This window comes from Hymenobacter sp. BT559 (assembly GCF_017571525.1).
GTDB lineage: Bacteria > Bacteroidota > Bacteroidia > Cytophagales > Hymenobacteraceae > Hymenobacter > Hymenobacter ginsengisoli.
Genome location: NZ_JAGETY010000001.1, coordinates 170,580 through 187,700, shown reverse-complemented (window position 1 = coordinate 187,700; position 17,121 = coordinate 170,580). Strand labels below are relative to the sequence as shown.

Sequence of the window (17,121 nt, the reverse complement as noted above, 5' to 3'; positions counted from 1 at the left end):
AAGAGCCCCCCCTACGCCGCCGCTGGCTCGCGCTCCGTCACGGCCTCGGGCGGGCGGATGTGGTGGTAAATCAGGCGCATACCGGTGGGCAACACGAAGAGCAGCATGGGCAGCGCCACCACGAAGCCGCCAATCACGGCCACGGCCAGCGGCTGCTGCATCTGGGCGCCCAGGCCAATGCCGAGGGCCAGCGGCGAAAGTGCCAGGATGGCCCCGATGGCCGTCATCAGCTTGGGCCGGATGCGCAGGGCTATGGCGTAGCGAATGGCCGTGTCCACGTCGCCCGTCTCGCGCAGCGACTCATAAAACTGGTGCACCGTGAAAATGGCGTTCTCCGCAATGATGCCCACTATCATGATGATACCCGTGTAGGAGCTCACATTCAGCGGAATACCGGCTAAAAACAACCCGAGCAGGCAGCCCGTGATGCCCATCACGGAAATGAAGAGCACCAATAGCGAAATCAGCCACTCACGGAACAGAAACAGCAATACTGTGAATACCAAGAGGCTGGCCGTGAGCAATATCAGCTCCAGCTCGCGGAACGAGGCCTGCTGCTCGGCGTAGGCGCCGCCGTACACGATGGTGTAGCCGGGCGGCAGCGTCACCTGCCGGCCCACCTGCTGGCGAATGGCCTGCACCGCCGAGCCCAGGTCGCGCCCGTCGAGGCGGGCCGTGAGCACGGCCACCGATTTCAGGTCCTCGCGGCGCAGTTCCACATTACCGGGCTCCACGCTGATGGTGGCGAAGAAGGTGAGAGGCCTAGGGCTGCCGTTGGGCAGAGAAATAACCTGCTTCTGCAACTGCGCCAGCGAGTTGCGGCTGAAGTCCACGTTGCGCAGCAGCACCTGGCGCAGCTGCTCGCCATCCTGCACCTGCCCCACCTGGATGCCCCCTAGCGAGCCCGCCTGCGCCGGCGAGATGCTGGCCTGTGCCGTGCCGTTGCCCAGAATTTGGCCGCCCACCAGGTTGCTGAGCTGGGCCTGAAAATCGAGCGGCGTGAGGCCGTAGCGGGCCAGCTTGGCCACGTCGGGCCGAAACACGATGCTCGGGCCCGAGGGCACCAGGCCGTCGTTGATGTCGGCCACGCCGGGCACCTTCTCCAGCACCTTGCCGGTCTGCTCCGAGAGCTTTTCGAGGGTAGCCTGGTCGTCGCCGAAAATCTTGATTTCGATGGGCTTGGCGCTGCTCATGAGGTCGCCCAGCAGGTCGGCAATGCGCTGGCCGAAGTCCACGGTGAGCGCCGGCTGGGTGGCCTCGATGCGCTGGCGTAGCTGATTGATAACCTCGGGCGTACTCAGCTTGTGGTCGCGCTTGAGTTGGATGAGGTAGTCGCCGTACTCGGGCGGGCGTGTGTCGAAGGCCAGGCCGATGCCGGTGCGCCGCGAGTAGCTCTGCACCTCGGGGTTTTTGGTGATGATGTCGCGCTCAATCTGGCGCAGCATCCGGTCTACTTCGGCCTGGGCGGTGCCGGGCGGCGCGTGGTAATCGAGCACGATGGTGCCCTCATCGAGGTCGGGCAAGAAGCCGGTTTCGAGCCGGCCGGCGGCCAGCCAGGCGCCGACCCCTAGCCCCAGCACCAGCACCAGGGCCAGCAGCGGCCTGGCAAACAAATTCGTGAGCCAGCCCAGCTTGTCGGCCTGCTCCTGGGCGGCGTTGTGAGCGTGCGCGTTTTTGCCCGCCCGGTAGCCGATAAACAGGTGCAGCACCGGCAGCAGCAGCCACGTCACCAGAAACGAGCAGACCATCGTAATCTGCATCGTATCAGACAATTCCTTGAAGAAGCTACCCGCTAGCCCACTCATCAGCCGGAAGGGGAAGTGGATAACGATGGTGCTCAGCGACGACGCCACCATCGCCGGAAACAGCCCCGCGATAGCCGCCCGCACCACCTGCACATTGCTGCGGTCGGGGTGCTCTTCGTGGGTGCGGTAAATCTGCTCGATAATGACAATGGCGTCGTCGATTATCAGGCCCACCGAGGCCGCGATGGCCCCTAGCGACATGATATCCAGCGTAATACCAAACAAGTACAGCACCAGCAGCGTGAAGCAGACCGTGACCGGAATCGTGAGCAGCACCGCCAGGCTGGCCCGCCACGAGCGCAGAAACACTATCATCACCAGGATGGCCAGCGCCAGCCCCTCCACGATGCTATGCAGCACACTGTCAATACTATCCGTCACGAAAACCGACTGGTCGTAGTAGGGCTTCAGGGTCATGCCGGGCGGCAGGAGGCGGCGCAGCTCGGCAGCCTTGGCGTGGGCATCGCGCGAGAAGGTGGCCAGGTCCACGCCCTGCTGCTTCACCAGGTCGATGAGCACGGCGTCGTGGCCGTTGGCATTGATGAGCACGAATTCCTGCTGCTCCTGAATGTCCACGGTGGCCACGTCCTGCACCCGCACCACGCGGCCCGAATCGGCGCGCACCACCACCTGCTTGAGGTCGTTGAGGGTGCCTAGCCGGGTGTCGGTGAGGGTGAGGTAGAGGCGCCGGAAGCTGGCCAGGTTGCCGGCCGACTGCACGAAATTGGTATTCGCAAAGGCCGCCTGCAGTTGCGCCGTGGTGAGGCGCTGCCCCGCCAGCTTGGCTGGGTCGGGTATCACCACAAACTCCTTCGACTTGCCCCCGCGCACTACCACGTTGGAGGCGCCCGATACCTGCGAAAACAGGGGCCTGGCCAGCAAATTGGCCGCATCGCGCAGGGCGATGGGCGAGCGCGAATTGCTTTCGAGCGAGTAGCCCAGCACCGGGAAAAGCGACTGGTTCATGGCCTCGGTGGCGATGGTGGTGCCGGCCGGCAGCAGCCCTTTTATCTCGTTGACGCGGCTTTCGAGCTGGGCCTTGGTGCTGTACACGTCCACGTTCCAGGTCAGGAATACCTGAATCACGCACGAGCCGCGGCTGGTGCTGCTCTTCACGATGGTGACGCCCTTCACCCGCTTCACGGCGGCTTCCAGGGGCTTGGTCACGGTTATCATCATCCGGTCGATGGGCTGCTGCCCGGCGTCGGCGATGAGCGTGATTTTGGGGAACGTAACTTCCGGAAACAAAGCTGTTTGCATCCGCGAATACGCAAACAGCCCAGCCGCCAGCAGCAGCAAGCCGATGAGCACAATAGGCTTGCGCAGCGTGTGGAAGTAGGAGCTTTCGGCCGGCTCGGCCGGGGCCGGGGGGCTAGCGGGCTGGGGCGGGCTAGGGGGCGCGGGCGTGCCCGGCCGCTCGATGGTCGGGGGCGCGCTCATCGTACCAGCTTCACTTTGGCGGTGTCGGCCAGGCCGTAGTTACCGGTGCTCAGGATGCGGTCGCCGGGGCCGAACGTCGGGCTTTTGATTTCGATTTCCTGCGGGTTTTGCACTCCCAGCGTCACTGGCACCTTGATGGCCGTCGAGTCGTTCACCAGCTTCATCACCCAAAAGTGGTGCAGCGTTTCATCCGACAGCACGCAACCGGCGGGCAGTGTCTGGGCATTGGGCTGCTTGGTTTGGGTGAGGCGCACCTGCACAATCAAGTTTTCCGGAATCACGCGCGGCGGGTTGTTAGGCCGCACCAGGTACACTTCCGACTGGCCTGGGCTTACGCTGGCTAGGGGCGCCTGCACCGTGCCCGTGAGGCGGGTGCTGTCGGGCAGCACAATGGTGCACGTGGGGTTGCCCTGCGCCAGGTTGTGGTATTCGTAGGGCAAATTCAGCTGAAACACGAGCTGGCTGCTCTCGGCCACCGTGCACAGCGGCGAGCCTTCGAGCAGGTAATCACCCGATTGCTGAATGTTGAGCACGCTCACAATGCCGCTGGCCGGCGCCGTCACCTGCACCAGGCCGAAGCCTTTCAGGCTGGGGTCGATGCGCTGGGCGTCGTTGCCGAGGGCGCGGCGCTCCTTGGTTTCGAGCGAAAACAGCACCTGCCCGGCGCGTACCTGGTCGCCGAGCTTCACGCGCACGGCCGTGACGTAAGCCGCCACTGGCGCCGTCACGGTGCTTTTGCGCGGGTAGGTCGAGGTGGCCGGAAAGGTGCGGTACTGCGTCAGGCTCTGGGTTGAAACCGTGACGGCCTGCACCTGAGCGCGGGGCGGCGGGCCAGCGGCGTCTTCCTCGGCCGGGGCGCCGGAGTGGCAGGCGGCGAGGATAATGGCTGGTAAGCAGCAGAGTAGATAAACTGAAAGTCGAGCGCGCATAAGCAAGGGCAAACCGGCACGAGGCCTTAAAATCCGTTTGTCCTGCTGAGCTTGTCGAAGCATCTCTACCGCTTTCAGTAGGTTAGTGACCCTAGCGGCGCAGTAGAGATGCTTCGACAAGCTCAGCAGGACGTTCTTTTTAGCGATTTGGGAGGAATAGTGTGGCTACCACGTCCAGTAATTGTAAGCGTTAATCAGCAGCAGCCGGTTATTCTCCAGCAGCACCAAGTCGCGGGCGGCCAGGGCGTAGTTCTTGAGCACCTGCACGTAGTTCACTACCGAGAGCTGCCCGGCAATCACCTCGCGCTTGTACGAGTCGAGCACCTGGCGGTAGCTGGCAATCTGCTCGCGGGCCAGGCGCTGGCGCTCGTCGAGCTGGCGCAATTCATAGAGTAGTCGCTGCTGGCGCACGGGGTTGATAGTGGCGAAGTTGCGCTGGTAGGCGCGGGTAGTTTCGAGTAGCACCTGGGTGCGGTCGCGGCTGGTTTGGCGCTGGTGCCCATCAAATAGATACAGGCTGAAACTCAGCCCGGCGCTCACCCCGAAGCGTTGCGGGATGTCGGCCAGGGTCACGGCCTCCAGCCCGCCGTTAGCAAAGGCGTTGACTACCGGCTTGTAGCGCAGCTCAAACACGCGCTGGTTGGCGGCCAGCGTCAGGCTGTCGAGACGGTAGCGGGTGGTGAAGCCCGACAAACCCGGCGTGGGGCCGGTGCGGCGCAGCGGCAAATCGGGCGGGGCTAGCTGCACCTCCGTGGTGTCGCCCAGCCCGCACAGCACGTTCAAATCTAGCAAATCGCGGTGGTAGGCCGTGCGGTAGGTGTTGAGAAACAGCTGCTGGGTTTCGACCTCAATGCTGAGCAGTGCGTAGTCTGACTGCTTCAACAGGCTAGCCTCCACCAATTTGCGCACCAGCAGCCGCTGCTTGTCCAAGATGCCAAGCAGCTCGCGCACGTAGCTGAGCTGGTCCAAATCCTGGCGGCACAAAATGTACTGGTCGCCCACCAACTTCTCCAAATCGTGCAGCGACAGCTGCGACAGATTTTGCTGGCTCAGGGCCAGCCCCTGCGCCTGCTGGGCGTAGGCCTCGAAGCGCTTTTGGTTGAAGAGTGGCTGCGTGAGTTGGGCGTAGCCCTGGTAAAGCGCGCCGTTGCTCAGGGCCACGTCGTAGCCCACGTAGCTATTGGTAGTGGCGTCGGCCGCGTAGCTGAGGCGGGTGCGGCCGTTGTCGCGGGTCAGCACGGGCACGGCGGTGTAGTTGCCCACCAGCGTGCCGTTGGCCTTGGTGTAGAAGGCGCGCAGGCGCTCGGTTTCGAGCTGCACGGCGCGGCCCTGGTTGCGCACGTCGGCGCTCAGCGGGCTGTTTTGCCGGGCCTGGGTCAGGTAAAACGACAGGTCGCGGGGGGCGGCTGGGGCCGCCTGCGCCTGCGCCCGCGCCGATAGCCCTAGCCCTACCCAGCTCACCAGTAGCCATGCCCTGGCCGATAACATATTCTTTATCATAAGCTTTTCCTTGCTTGTGCAGCCTGCCCGGCGCTAGCAAACCCTATTACGCGTGGTGCCGCACCGGGTAGGGAGAGCAGCTCTATACTGGCCGGCCGCGACCGGCGCTAGGGGGTTACTACCCGGCCATCGGCGGTAAAAAGCACATCCTGCTTCTTGCCGCTTTTCGCCACTTCGGCTTCGTATACGGTGGTGCCGTCAGCTTTGACGATGGTAGAGGCTTCGGCTACTTTGTAGGCTTTGTAGTTGCGGGCCAGGGTCGCGCGCACGGCGGCGGGCAGCTGGGCGGGCGGCATGTCGGTTTCGGTTTCCTGCAGCGCGCCGCCAGGCGTAATAACGACCGACATTGTTTTGCCGTTCAGCTTAAAGCCGGCTTCCAGATTAGGACCCTCTTTTTCCCACGTCACCGCTTTGACGGCCGGAAACTTGGCGTAGAGCGTGGCTTTAGCAGCGGCCGGCACCTGGGCGGGAGCTACTTCCTGAGCTTGGGCAGCGCTAGCCAGCAGGGCGCCGCCGAGCAGTAACAACAGGCTTTTCATCGGGAAAAAGAAAATATTTAGTCAAACCTAGCGGCCGAATCTGGCGCTAATCTGACAAGCCGGCGCCTGGCCCGGCTAGGCTGGCTAGCTGATTGGCCAGCCGCCAAGTTTGCGCCAGAATCGGCCGCTAGGTTTGCCGATAAGCTATTTTGCGGCTGGCATTGGTGCCGGTTTACTCCTTGTTTATGAAAAAGATACCCGAAGTTACGCTGCTGTTCTGGGTAATGAAGATTTGTGCCACCACGCTGGGCGAAACCGGCGGCGACCTGCTGGCCCAGACCCTGAACGTGGGCTATGCCATCAGCTCGCTACTTTTCATCGGCTTCTTTCTGGTCACTCTGGCCGGGCAGCTGGCGGCCAAGCGCTACATCCCGGCGCTGTACTGGGCCGTTATTCTGGCCACCAGCACGGCCGGCACCACCATGTCCGACTACATGGACCGCACCCTGGGCCTGGGCTACGCCACGGGCACTGCCATTCTCATTACCATTCTCATAGTGGTGCTCGGCCTGTGGCGCCTCACCGAAAAGTCGCTATCGGTGAGCGAGATAACAACTCGCCGGGGCGAGCTATTCTACTGGACAGCCATCCTGTTCTCTAATACGCTGGGCACGGCCCTGGGCGACTTTCTGGCCGACGACTCGGGCCTGGGCTTTGGGGGAGGAGCGCTGCTCATCGGCTCGCTGCTGGCGCTGGTAGTGCTGGCGCACTTTTTTACCCGCATTTCGAGCGTGCTCTTATTCTGGATTGCCTTCGTGCTCACGCGCCCCTTCGGCGCCACGTTTGGCGACCTGCTTACCAAGTCGCCCGAAAAACACGGCCTGGGTTTCGGCACGAAGGGCTCATCATTTATTCTGCTAGGGGTACTGGTAGCCTTGGTGGTCTACACCACGCTGCGCCCGCAGCCCGCCGAGCCGGTAGCCGCCAAGGAGCCCAGCTAGTCGCCCGTTTACTTATTTATCGCTTGCGCCTTATGAAAACCCTGCGTTTTGCGGCCTTAGCCGCGCTGGCCCTGCTGGGGCTGGCTAGCCCCTCCCGCGCCCAAACGGCCCCGTACCACCTGCTGCACACCATTCCGGTGGGTGGCGAGGGCGGCTGGGACTACCTCTACGTCGACCCGGCCGGCGAGCGCCTTTACGTATCGCATGGCACTCAAACCGAGGTGATTGACCTGAAAACCCGCAAGCTCCTCGGCGCGGTGCCCAACACGCCGGGCGTGCACGGCATCACGGTAGTGCCCGGTGCCGGCCGGGGCTACATCACCTGCGGCCGGGCCAATGCCTGCGTGGTGTTCGACGTGAAAACGCTGCAAAACCTATCGACTATTCCCACCGGCCCCAAACCCGACGCGATACTATACGACCAGTATTCGCAGCGCGTGTTTGCCTTTAGCAATGATGGCGGCAAGAGCACGGTGCTCGACGGGGCTAGCGGCAAGGTGCTGGGCACCGCCGAGCTGGGCGGCGACGTAGAAGAGCCCGCCACCGACGGCAAGGGCCACATTTTTGTGAACATCGAGGACAAAAGCGAAGTCATCGAGTTCGATGCCAAGACGCTGGCCGTGTACCACCGCTACCCGCTAGCCCCCGGCGCCGAGCCCACCGGCCTGGCCTTCGACGCCAAAAACAACCGCCTCTTCAGCGCCTGCGCCAACCAGAAGCTCGTCGTGACCGATAGCCGCACCGGCAAGCAGGTGGCCGTGCTGCCCATCGGCAAGGGTGCCGACGGCGCGGCGTTTGACCCCAGCACCGGCAATATCGTGACCAGCAACGGCGAGGGTACGCTCACCGTCATCCACCAGGATTCGCCCACCAAATACACCGTGGTGGCCACCATTCCCACTGCCCGGGGTGCCCGCACCCTGGCCCAAGACCCGCAGACGCACCACCTCTTTACCTGCACCGCCGACCTAGGCGCCGCGCCCCCCGCTACTACCGACATTCCGCGCCCCCGGCCCAGCATCGTGCCCGGCACGTTCCGGGTGCTGGAGTTTGGGCATTAACTCCGCCGATGTCCTGTAAGCGACGTATCGAAGGAGCCTGGCACAGCGCTAGGCCCCTTCTTAGTTACAGAGCCATAATACGGGCTAGCAGACTCACGCCGGCCGCGCTTCAGGAAGAAGCTGCACCCGCTTTGGAGTTGTACCTGGTTGAATAAGAGAAGCTACTCATTAAATACACTTGAGTAGCCAGTTGAAACCAGTATAAGTTAGCGATTGGATAGTCTTTTAGCTAGTAGGTTCACTACCCGCACTCGGTGCAGGGTCCAGCAGCCGGTTGGCTAGCACGCCCAGTAGCGCGCCCGCCACCGGGGCCGCCACATAGACCCAGGCGGCGGTCAAGTTGCCGCATACCAATGCGGGGGCTAGCGAGCGAACCGGGTTCATGGATGCCCCGCTGAGCGGGCCGCCCACTAGGGCCTCCAACCCCACCGTAGCGCTGATAGTAAGGCCCACCAGCAGCCCCTGTTCGTAGTAGCTCGAGGTGACCCGCAAGATGATGAGCATCAGCCAAAAAGTGAGGCCTAGCTCCACCCCAAATGCCTGGGCGACACTGTGGGCCGGCAGCGTGGCCCCTAGTGAGGAGCCCGGCGTAGCTACCAGCCACACCGTACCGCTGCCCAAAAGGCCTCCGGCTAGTTGTGCCAATACGTAGGGCAGCACCCGCCGGCCCGGAAAGCGCCCCGCGGCCCAGAAGCCAATCGTGACGGCCGGGTTGACGTGCGCCCCGCTCACGTGGCCCAAGCTCTGAATAATAATCAGCACAATGAGCCCGAAAGCCGCCGCTACTCCCCCGTGGCCGATGGCGTGGGTTTGCTCATCAACTACTACGGCGCCAGTGCCAAAAATTAGCAGAAAGGCCGTGCCGAGCAGTTCGGCCAGCAGGCATTGTCGGAGGGTAGGCGTCATGCGGTGGCCCGCGCCGGGCCCGAGAAATAGGCGCCCACGCGCAGCGCAGGCAATTGGTTTAGAAGAGGGGAGGGGCAAGGACTAGCCCAGGCCGCTAGGGCCGCTCATGCCACCGTGCCGCCGCAGCTCGAGCCGGCGCCGGCCGTGCAGCCGTAGCAGTGCTGATTCACCACAATGGGCCGTTGGGCCAGAGCCACCGCGTCGAAGTCGCGGATGTGCTGGCTGGTGCTGGCCACATGCAGGTCAAGCATCTGGTTGAAGTCGCAGTCGTAGAGGCCGCCATCCCAACCTACCGAAATGGTATCGCGGCACATCACGCCGGCCGCGGCGGTGGGGTTGAAGGCATTAACCAGCTTTTCCATGTAGCCCGCGTAATTGCCCGACTCCACGAGGTAGTCGAGAAAGCGGCTAACCGGCAGGTTGGTGATGGCAAACAGGCTATTAAATACGATGCCGTGGTCTTTAAATAGCGCTTGCTTGAACTGCCGCTCCAGCGCCGCCTGGGGACCTGGCATGAAGGCGCCGGATGGGTTATACACCAAGTTCAGTACCAAGCCGCTGTCGGGCTGGCCGTAGCCCACCGCATTCAGCATTTTAAGCGCCTTGATGGAGTCGTCGAACACGCCATCGCCGCGCTGGCGGTCGGTTTTGTCGGCCGAGTAAAAGGGCAGCGAGCTGACCACTTCTACGCCGTGCTTTTTGAAAAACTCGGGCAGGTCGTGGTACTTCTTATTGGCCACGATGATGGTCAGGTTGCAGCGCACCAGCACCTTGCGGCCCAAGGCCGAAATCTGCTCCACAAACCACCGAAAATCGGGGTTCATCTCGGGCGCCCCGCCGGTGAGGTCTACCGTCGGAATGTCGGTCTGGGCCAGCGCGTCGAGGCACAGCTGCATCGTTTCGCGGGTCATGATTTCCTTGCGGTCGGGGCCGGCATCTACGTGGCAGTGCTTGCACACTTGGTTGCACATCTTGCCCACGTTGATTTGCATCACCGCCGGCAGCACTGGCCGCAACGGAAACAAGCCCGCCTCCTTCATCTTGGCATGAAAGGGCGGCAGGTGCAGCACATCGACTACTTCCTGGCGCAGCACGGTAAGCTGAAAAGCCGAGTCGGCGAGCTGGTTGCCGGTGGCTTTGAGGGATTTTATCATGAGAGAAGTAGCGCGGACTTTGTGGTCTGCGTGGGAGAACAGCAAACGCGGACTACAAAGTCCGCGCTACACTTTACATCGATAACTCTTTGACTTTATTCATCATTTGCACGCCGTGCACCAGGGTGGCACCACCGCGGATAGCGGCGGCAACGTGCACAGCCTCCATCATTTCGGGCTCGGTGCAGCCTTTTTCGAGGGTGTCGGCCGAGTAGGCGTCGATGCAGTAGGGGCACTGCACGGCGTGGGCTACGGCCAGGGCGATAAGCGATTTTTCGCGGGCCGTAAGCGCGCCTTCGGCAAACACAGCGCCGTAGTAAGCAAAAAACTTGTCGGCAAACTCTTTCTGAAACTCGCCGATGTTGCCGAATTTCTTGAGGTCGGCGGGGTTGTAATACGTTTCCATGTGCTGGCTTTTAAAAGAATACGAAAAAAGGAGGGTGGGCAGATTGCGAAGGGCTATTCGTAGAAGTTGCGCATTCGGCGCTGAGAAGTTAGCACTACCCAGTCGCCCAGCCGGGGGAGCAGCGTGTGCACCACCAGAATAAGGCGGCCCAAAGCCGAGATAACGGTGCGCCGCCGCCGCCGCCGCACGTGGCTCAGAATGATGGCCGCCACCTGAGCCTGCGACTTTTGCCAGCGCGGCGGGCGGTGGGCAATGGGCACGGGCTGGCCCCCGGCGTCGAGCACGCGCTTGTCGGGGTCGTTTTGGGTGAAGCCAATGTGCACCACGCCAAAGTGCACGCCGGTGTCGGCCAGCTCAAGGCGCAGGGTGTGGGCCAGGTTGGCCAGGGCCGCCTTGCCGGCGCAGTAGGCCGAACCGCTAGGCATGCCATTGAGGGCCGATATCGAAGAAATGAATGTGACACTGCCCCTAGCCTCGATGAGGTGAGGTAATGCTGCCTTGAGCGGGTGCACCGACCCATACACGTTGCTGTCAAGCACTTGCCGGAACACTTCGGGCTGCATGTCGGCAAAGTAAGCCCGCTGCGAAATGCTGGCGTTGGTAATAAGAATATCGAGCCGGCCGAAGTGCGCGATAGCCGTGGCCACGAGGTGCTCGCAGGCGGCATAGTCGGTAACGTCGGCCACGCAAGCCGCTACCTGGTAGCCTTCGGCGGCCAGGGCCTGGCGAGTAGCTTCGAGGCGCCCGGCCTGACGGCCGTTGAGCACCACGGCGGCGCCCTGCTGGCAAAAGGCGCGGGCCGTTTCGCGGCCAATGCCCGACTCAGACCCCGTGATGAGCGCGACCTTGCCCGCCAGCGAGCCGGAGGGGTTACTAAACATAGCCGTAGGTTTTAAACCAGGCGAAGGCTTCGGCCACGGCTTGGATAATGGGGGTTTGGGGGAGTGACAACTCTGCGCGGGCTTTCTGCGGACTGAAATAATGGCCATCATTGGCCACAGCCACCATCGCCGAATTTACCTGGGCCGGTCGGCCGGTGAAGAGAGTCTTGAGGTCGCATAGCGCGCCGTAAAAATTGGCCAGCGGCTGCAGTACCGGCCAGCGCGGCGGCGCTACCTCCATTACGTCGGCCATGAGGGCGAATGCTTCTTTATAGCTCAGGTTTTCATTACCCAAGATGTACGATTCGCCCACCCGGCCCTGCGTAAGCGCGTTTACTGTGGCCATGGCCACATCGTGCACGTGCACGTAGTTTTTGCCCCCTAGCGGGTAGCCGGGTAGGCGGCCGCGGTGTAGCTCCAGCAGCAGGGCGCCTGAGGTCGGCTTGGCATCGCCCGGGCCTAGCATAAAGGTGGGGTGGACCAGCACGGCAGGCAGCTGCTCGCGAGCCACGGCGGCCAGTACGCGGTCGGTTGCAGCACGCTTACTGTCCATATAGTCGAGGCCGTAGCGGCGGCCGGTGTAGGGCCGAGTTTCGTCGCCGGGCTGCTTTTTTGAGCCAAAGCCGAAGACATTAGCTGTACCCACGTACACCAAGCGCTCAACGCCCCCCTTGCGCGCCAGACGCAACGCTTGTTCGGTGCCATGAATATTGGTATCGCGAACCGCCCGGCTACGGGCCGGATTAACCTGAGCCACTGCAGCGGCGTGAATGATGGCCCCGCAGCCATTAATAGTATCGGCTAGGGCCTCTTTGCGCACCACTTGGGATAGGTCTAGCTCGCACACTTCAATGGGCAATGTCTGTAAGGGCGGTAGGGGGGAAGCGCCCGCTGCTAGCCCCCGTCCCGGCCGCACCAACGCCCGCACGGGGTAGCCCCGGTGCAGCAGTTCGGCTACGAGGTGGCGACCCAAAAAGCCGTTGGCACCGGTCACGAGCACGCGAGGAAGCATGGGTGAGGGCGGGCTAGCGATAGTTGAGCAGGAGCTTGTAGGTGCGGGCAATGCGGGGCGGCGGAAGCTTGAGAAAGTACATGGCGAAGGCCGTCAGGTTGGCGAGCTGCACGCGCAGCCAGCTGTTGGTTTCATACTTGCGAGCCGACACCACTACATCGAGCGGCACGATGTAGAAGCTGGCCACCCGCCGAATGCGCTGGATAATCTCGAAGTCCTCCATGATGACAAACTGCTCGTTGAAGCCCCCTAGCTGCTCGAACAGGGCCCGCGTCACAAACAGCGTCTGGTCGCCACCCCGGCTCATAATGCCTTTAAAGCGAGTGCCGTAGCTATTGATGCGCAGCAGTGGATGCGGCGAGTCGAACCGAAAGCGGTAGCAGCCCGCCGCGTGGCCCTGGGCTACGGCTGCCGCTATTGTCGCCACGTAGCCGGGATGAATGCCGACGTCGGCGTGCACGAAATAGAAAATGTCGCCGCGCGCCTGGCTAGCCCCGTAGTTGAGCTGGGCGGCGCGGCCGGGCTTGGGAGCGTCGAGCACCGTGGCCCCGGCGGCGCGGGCGGCGGCAGCGGTGCCATCGGGGCTGTGGGCATCTACCACCAGGATTTCGACGGAGCCCGGCGGGGCGTAGCGGCGCAGGTCGGCCACCAGCCGGCCGATGTTGTCGGCTTCGTTGTAGGTGGGAATAATAACGCTGAGCATAGAGGCAAAACGGCTACGGAACCGCAACTTCCGCATGAATTGGTGAAGACGAGGTTTAGCGAGCTTAAAAAGCTTCGCCCACGGTGAGATAAAAGCCACTCGACTGCTGGCCCAGGCCGTAGTCGAGCCGCACGTTGAGGTGGTCGCGGCGGTTGGCCGTGAAGCGCAGGCCCGCCCCGTAAGCTCCTTTGGGCTGCCCCAGGCGCAGGAGCGTCTGCTCATCGCCGAGGGCACCCACGCCGCCAAAGGCCACCGCACCCAGGCGTTTGTACACATCTACGCGCAGCTCGGCCTGCACCAGGGCGGCGTTCTGGTCGCGGTAGCGGCCCTCGTAGTAGCCCCGCAGCCGCCGCGAGCCCCCTAGCAGCGACACGGCATTGAACGGCGCGGTACCCACAATAAAGCTGCCGAAGTAATTGACGGCCAGCACCGCGTGCTGGCCCAGCGCGTGGTACTCCGACACGTCGGCCACGTAGCGGTCGAAACGTGTCGTTTCGCCCGCTATGCCCGCTCCGACGGCCCGGTTGCGCACAAATGCACTTAGGTCGGCTACCAGGCCCTTTTTAGGAAAGAATACATTATCGCGCGAGTCATAAAATAGGCCTAGCCCGCCGCCCGTGAGGCGGCTGCCCAGCCCGCCGGGTATGGTGCCGCTGGCCAGCAAGCCACCCGCTTCGACGCTGCTCACCCGGTAGTCTTCGTACTGGTAGCGCAGGCCGGCGTAGAGCTTGCCCGCGCCCAGGCCGGCCCCGATGCGCCTAAATACATTCACCCGCACCCGGGGGAAATTGACGCCGTATAGCTCGCGTGGCACTTCGTGCTGGCCCACGCCGTAGAAGTAATAGTTGTAGCGGTAGTAGCCCGCCTCACCATAGGCATAGTAGCGATTGTGGTCGTAAAAAACCTGGAAGGGCAGGTACAGCAGCAGCTGGTGGTTTTGGGTGTAGGCCAGGGCTAGGGTAAGCTGCGAAGGCCGGGCGGCGGCAAAGCCATCGTCGCGCCGAAAATGCACGGTAGCCGTGGCGGCCACGCCGTACGCCAGCCGGGTTTCGGGCGTGTAGTAAACCAGCGGCACCGGAATCAGGGCCAGGCGCTTGGGGTGCACCGTATCGGCGGGGGCCAGCCCGGCCAGGGCCAGCAGTACGGTAGTCAGGAGCACGGCAGGAAGGGAATTTCTAAGGACTACGAAATTTTGGGAGCCAGGAGATTGCGGACCGGCAATCTTTACTGCCGACCTTTCTCGTATGTAGCCCCTGATGAACAAGCTCATGAAAACCTCCACCCTCGCTGCGCTGGTGCTGGCCGTCGGCACGCTCACGGCGGTGGCCGTGGTGGTGCCCGGCCTCAACCCCGTGCCGACGCCTACTCTTGCTATCGCGGCTACCGGGGCCCTAGTCGACCACAGCGCCTACGACAGGCTACTTAAAAAGCACGTGACTGCTCAGGGTTTAGTTGACTACCAAGGCTTTAAGGCCGATGAGGCAACTTTCAATCAGTATCTGGCCATGCTGAGCAAAAACCCGCCGGCCGCCAATTGGAGCAAGGCCGACCAGATGGCCTACTGGATAAACGCTTATAACGCCTACACCATCCGCCTTATTCTCGACCACTACCCGGTGCAGAGCATCAAGGATATTGGCTCGAAAATCAAGATTCCCTTCGTGACCACGCCCTGGGCGGCCAAGTTTTTCAGCATTGGCGGCCAGCAAATGAGCCTCGACAATATCGAGCACGGCATTTTGCGCAAGAAATACGACGACCCGCGCATCCACTTCACGCTGGTGTGCGCGTCCATTTCCTGCCCGCGCCTGCGCAACGAAGCCTACACCGCCGCCCAGCTCGAAAAGCAGATGGACGACCAGGGTCGCGATTTTTTGAACAACCCCGCCAAGAACAAAATCGGTAAGTCGGAAGCCCAGCTTTCGAAGTATTTTGACTGGTACAAGGGCGATTGGCAGAAGAATAGCCAGTCGGTAGTGAAGTGGGTAAACCGCTACTCCAACGTCAAAATCGACGATAATACCAAGATTACTTACCTGGACTACAACTGGAACCTGAACAAGCAGTAAGCGGGCCTTAGCTTCGTTTACTCGCTATTTTCCCATCCCCCTTTTCATGAGTTACCTCGAAACCACCGCCGACGTGTACCGCCAGGCGGCCCAGGAGCCCCAGGTGGGCCTCTGCTGCACCACCAACCCCGTGTGGCAGCTGCCCGGCCTAAGCATTCCGCAGCGCATGCTGAGCATGAACTACGGGTGCGGCAGCACCGTGAACCCGCGCGACCTCACCAACTCGCCCACTGTGCTCTATGTGGGCGTGGGCGGCGGCATGGAGCTGCTGCAGTTTGCTTACTTCAGCCGCCGGCCGGGCGCCGTAATCGGCGTCGATGTGGTGAGCGAAATGCTCGACGCTTCGCGCGAAAACATGCAAACGGCCGAAGAGCAGAACGACTGGTTTAAAAGCGAATTCATCGACCTGCGCGCTGGCGACGCCTTGCACCTGCCCGTAGCGGACGAAAGCGTGGACGTGGCCGCCCAAAACTGCCTTTTCAACATCTTCAAGCTCGACGACCTCAAGCGCGCCCTGCAGGAAACTTACCGCGTGCTCAAGCCCCACGGCCGCCTCGTGATGTCGGACCCTACTTGCGAGCAGCCCATGAGCGACGAGTTGCGCGCCGACGAGCGCCTGCGCGCCCTCTGCCTCACGGGCTCGCTGCCCCTGCAGCAGTACCTCGACATGATTGCTGAAGTGGGCTTTGGCACCATTGAGGTGCGGGCCAAGCGCGCCTACCGCGTGCTCTCGCCCCAGCACTACGCTACCGATGAGGTGATATTCATTGAGAGCGTAGAAGTGTGCGCCATCAAAGACCCCATGCCGGCCGATGGCCCCTGCATTTTCACGGGTCGCACCGCCATTTACTACGGCGGTGAAGAGTACTTCGACGACCACAAAGGCCACGTCCTGATGCAAAATCAGCCCCTAGCCGTGTGCGATAAAACCGCTGGCAACCTGGCTAACCTGGGCCGCGACGACATCTTCATCTCGCCCTCGACTTACCACTACGACGGCGGCGGCTGCTGCTAGGCTGCTTGCTGAATGAATAAAACAGACCGTCATGCTGAGCTTGCCGAAGCATCTCTACCGAACGACACCCTAGCGGTGCGGTAGAGATGCTTCGGCAAGCTCAGCATGACGTGCTGTTTCTGTTTTACACGCTGGTCAACCTCATGAAGTCACTTGTCTTACTTTTCTTCAGCGTACTACCCCTAGCGGCGTCGGCGCAAGCTGCCAAGCCGGCGGCGGAGGTGCGGCGCTATGGCATTGAGGTGGCGGGCATCCGGGTGGGCACGATGACGGCCACGCGCCAAGCCCCGGTGGGGCCCGATGTGACGTACTCGCTGGTGAGCGACGTGAAAGTGAATTTTCTATTCTACCACCTCAAGATTTACTACCAGGTAACCAACCACTTCCGCAACGGGCAGCTATTGCTCTCGACCGTGGAAGCGCACACCAATCAGGGCGATTTTGCCTCGCGGGCCGAGTGGAAGGGCGACCACTACGACATCGTGGCCGACCAATACAAGTACCACTACAAGGCTACTGAAACGCAGCCCATCCGCTATGCGGTAACCAACATGTTTTTCGGTGAGCCACCGGCCGGGCAGGCGCGAGCCTTTGCTGAATATTTCGGCGACTACTTCGCCTTAAGCCGCGCGAAGCCAGGCATCTGGCACGCCGTGCGCGACGGCCGCGAGGACGAGTATCAATACGCTGATGGCCAGTTGGTGACCATCATCAAGAAGAACCCGCTCAAGAACTTCATCATCCGCTTGGAGAAGTAAGC

Annotated in this window: 16 protein-coding genes; 5 read left to right on the top strand and 11 right to left on the bottom strand. The window is 62.2% G+C overall.

Translation table 11 applies throughout. The annotated features are described in order from the left end of the window. Nucleotides 1-11 precede the first annotated feature (11 nt). From J4D99_RS00725 to J4D99_RS00710, 4 genes are all read right to left on the bottom strand, one after another. Nucleotides 12-3,245 (bottom strand): efflux RND transporter permease subunit, encoded by a 3,234-nt coding sequence (locus J4D99_RS00725; RefSeq protein WP_208129776.1) that lies wholly within the window; start codon nt 3,243-3,245, stop codon nt 12-14. Next, nucleotides 3,242-4,174, bottom strand: coding sequence for an efflux RND transporter periplasmic adaptor subunit (locus J4D99_RS00720; protein ID WP_208129775.1), 933 nt, complete (start codon nt 4,172-4,174; stop codon nt 3,242-3,244). Before J4D99_RS00720 ends, J4D99_RS00725 begins: the two co-directional genes overlap by 4 nt. A gap of 165 nt (nt 4,175-4,339) precedes the next feature. Further along, the gene (locus tag J4D99_RS00715) at nt 4,340-5,674 is read right to left on the bottom strand and encodes a TolC family protein (protein WP_208129774.1); all 1,335 of its coding nucleotides are present in this window, start codon (nt 5,672-5,674) and stop codon (nt 4,340-4,342) included. Between the two features lie 107 nt (nt 5,675-5,781). Next, nucleotides 5,782-6,213, bottom strand: a complete 432-nt coding sequence (locus J4D99_RS00710) for a hypothetical protein (RefSeq protein WP_208129773.1) — start codon at nt 6,211-6,213, stop codon at nt 5,782-5,784. 185 nt (nt 6,214-6,398) lie between these two features. Between J4D99_RS00710 and J4D99_RS00705 the strand changes: the two genes are divergently transcribed. Together J4D99_RS00705 and J4D99_RS00700 are read left to right on the top strand one after the other, a co-directional pair. Further along, a complete protein-coding gene (locus tag J4D99_RS00705; RefSeq protein ID WP_208129772.1) occupies nt 6,399-7,154 on the top strand; it encodes a COG4705 family protein in 756 nt (251 codons plus the stop codon). 32 nt (nt 7,155-7,186) lie between these two features. Next, nucleotides 7,187-8,215: a YncE family protein gene (locus J4D99_RS00700; RefSeq protein ID WP_208129771.1), complete on the top strand. Its 1,029-nt coding sequence runs from the start codon at nt 7,187-7,189 to the stop codon at nt 8,213-8,215. A 225-nt stretch (nt 8,216-8,440) separates the two neighbouring features. Here J4D99_RS00700 and J4D99_RS00695 read toward each other — a convergent pair whose 3' ends face one another. From J4D99_RS00695 to J4D99_RS00665, 7 genes are all read right to left on the bottom strand, one after another. Next, the gene (locus tag J4D99_RS00695; protein WP_208129770.1) at nt 8,441-9,121 is read right to left on the bottom strand and encodes an MIP/aquaporin family protein; all 681 of its coding nucleotides are present in this window, start codon (nt 9,119-9,121) and stop codon (nt 8,441-8,443) included. Nucleotides 9,122-9,225: 104 nt separating this feature from the next. Next, the gene (arsS, locus tag J4D99_RS00690; RefSeq protein ID WP_208130135.1) at nt 9,226-10,272 is read right to left on the bottom strand and encodes an arsenosugar biosynthesis radical SAM (seleno)protein ArsS; all 1,047 of its coding nucleotides are present in this window, start codon (nt 10,270-10,272) and stop codon (nt 9,226-9,228) included. Nucleotides 10,273-10,348: 76 nt separating this feature from the next. After that, nucleotides 10,349-10,681, bottom strand: a complete 333-nt coding sequence (locus J4D99_RS00685) for an arsenosugar biosynthesis-associated peroxidase-like protein (RefSeq protein ID WP_068229436.1) — start codon at nt 10,679-10,681, stop codon at nt 10,349-10,351. A 53-nt stretch (nt 10,682-10,734) separates the two neighbouring features. Continuing rightward, nucleotides 10,735-11,562 carry an SDR family oxidoreductase gene (locus tag J4D99_RS00680; RefSeq protein WP_236018445.1) on the bottom strand — a complete coding sequence of 276 codons (828 nt, stop codon included), beginning with the start codon at nt 11,560-11,562 and terminating at the stop codon, nt 10,735-10,737. Next, nucleotides 11,555-12,574, bottom strand: a complete 1,020-nt coding sequence (locus J4D99_RS00675; RefSeq protein WP_208129768.1) for an NAD-dependent epimerase/dehydratase family protein — start codon at nt 12,572-12,574, stop codon at nt 11,555-11,557. The genes J4D99_RS00680 and J4D99_RS00675 overlap by 8 nt, the downstream gene beginning before the upstream one ends. Before the next feature lie 13 nt (nt 12,575-12,587). Continuing rightward, nucleotides 12,588-13,277, bottom strand: coding sequence for a TIGR04283 family arsenosugar biosynthesis glycosyltransferase (locus J4D99_RS00670; protein ID WP_208129767.1), 690 nt, complete (start codon nt 13,275-13,277; stop codon nt 12,588-12,590). Nucleotides 13,278-13,341: 64 nt separating this feature from the next. Further along, nucleotides 13,342-14,436 carry a BamA/TamA family outer membrane protein gene (locus tag J4D99_RS00665; RefSeq protein ID WP_208129766.1) on the bottom strand — a complete coding sequence of 365 codons (1,095 nt, stop codon included), beginning with the start codon at nt 14,434-14,436 and terminating at the stop codon, nt 13,342-13,344. A gap of 109 nt (nt 14,437-14,545) precedes the next feature. Between J4D99_RS00665 and J4D99_RS00660 the strand changes: the two genes are divergently transcribed. From J4D99_RS00660 to J4D99_RS00650, 3 genes are all read left to right on the top strand, one after another. Beyond that, a complete protein-coding gene (locus J4D99_RS00660; RefSeq protein ID WP_208129765.1) occupies nt 14,546-15,346 on the top strand; it encodes a DUF547 domain-containing protein in 801 nt (266 codons plus the stop codon). A 46-nt stretch (nt 15,347-15,392) separates the two neighbouring features. Continuing rightward, a complete protein-coding gene (arsM, locus tag J4D99_RS00655; protein WP_208129764.1) occupies nt 15,393-16,361 on the top strand; it encodes an arsenosugar biosynthesis arsenite methyltransferase ArsM in 969 nt (322 codons plus the stop codon). Between the two features lie 86 nt (nt 16,362-16,447). Then, the gene (locus J4D99_RS00650) at nt 16,448-17,119 is read left to right on the top strand and encodes a DUF6134 family protein (RefSeq protein ID WP_236018444.1); all 672 of its coding nucleotides are present in this window, start codon (nt 16,448-16,450) and stop codon (nt 17,117-17,119) included. Nucleotides 17,120-17,121 lie beyond the last annotated feature (2 nt).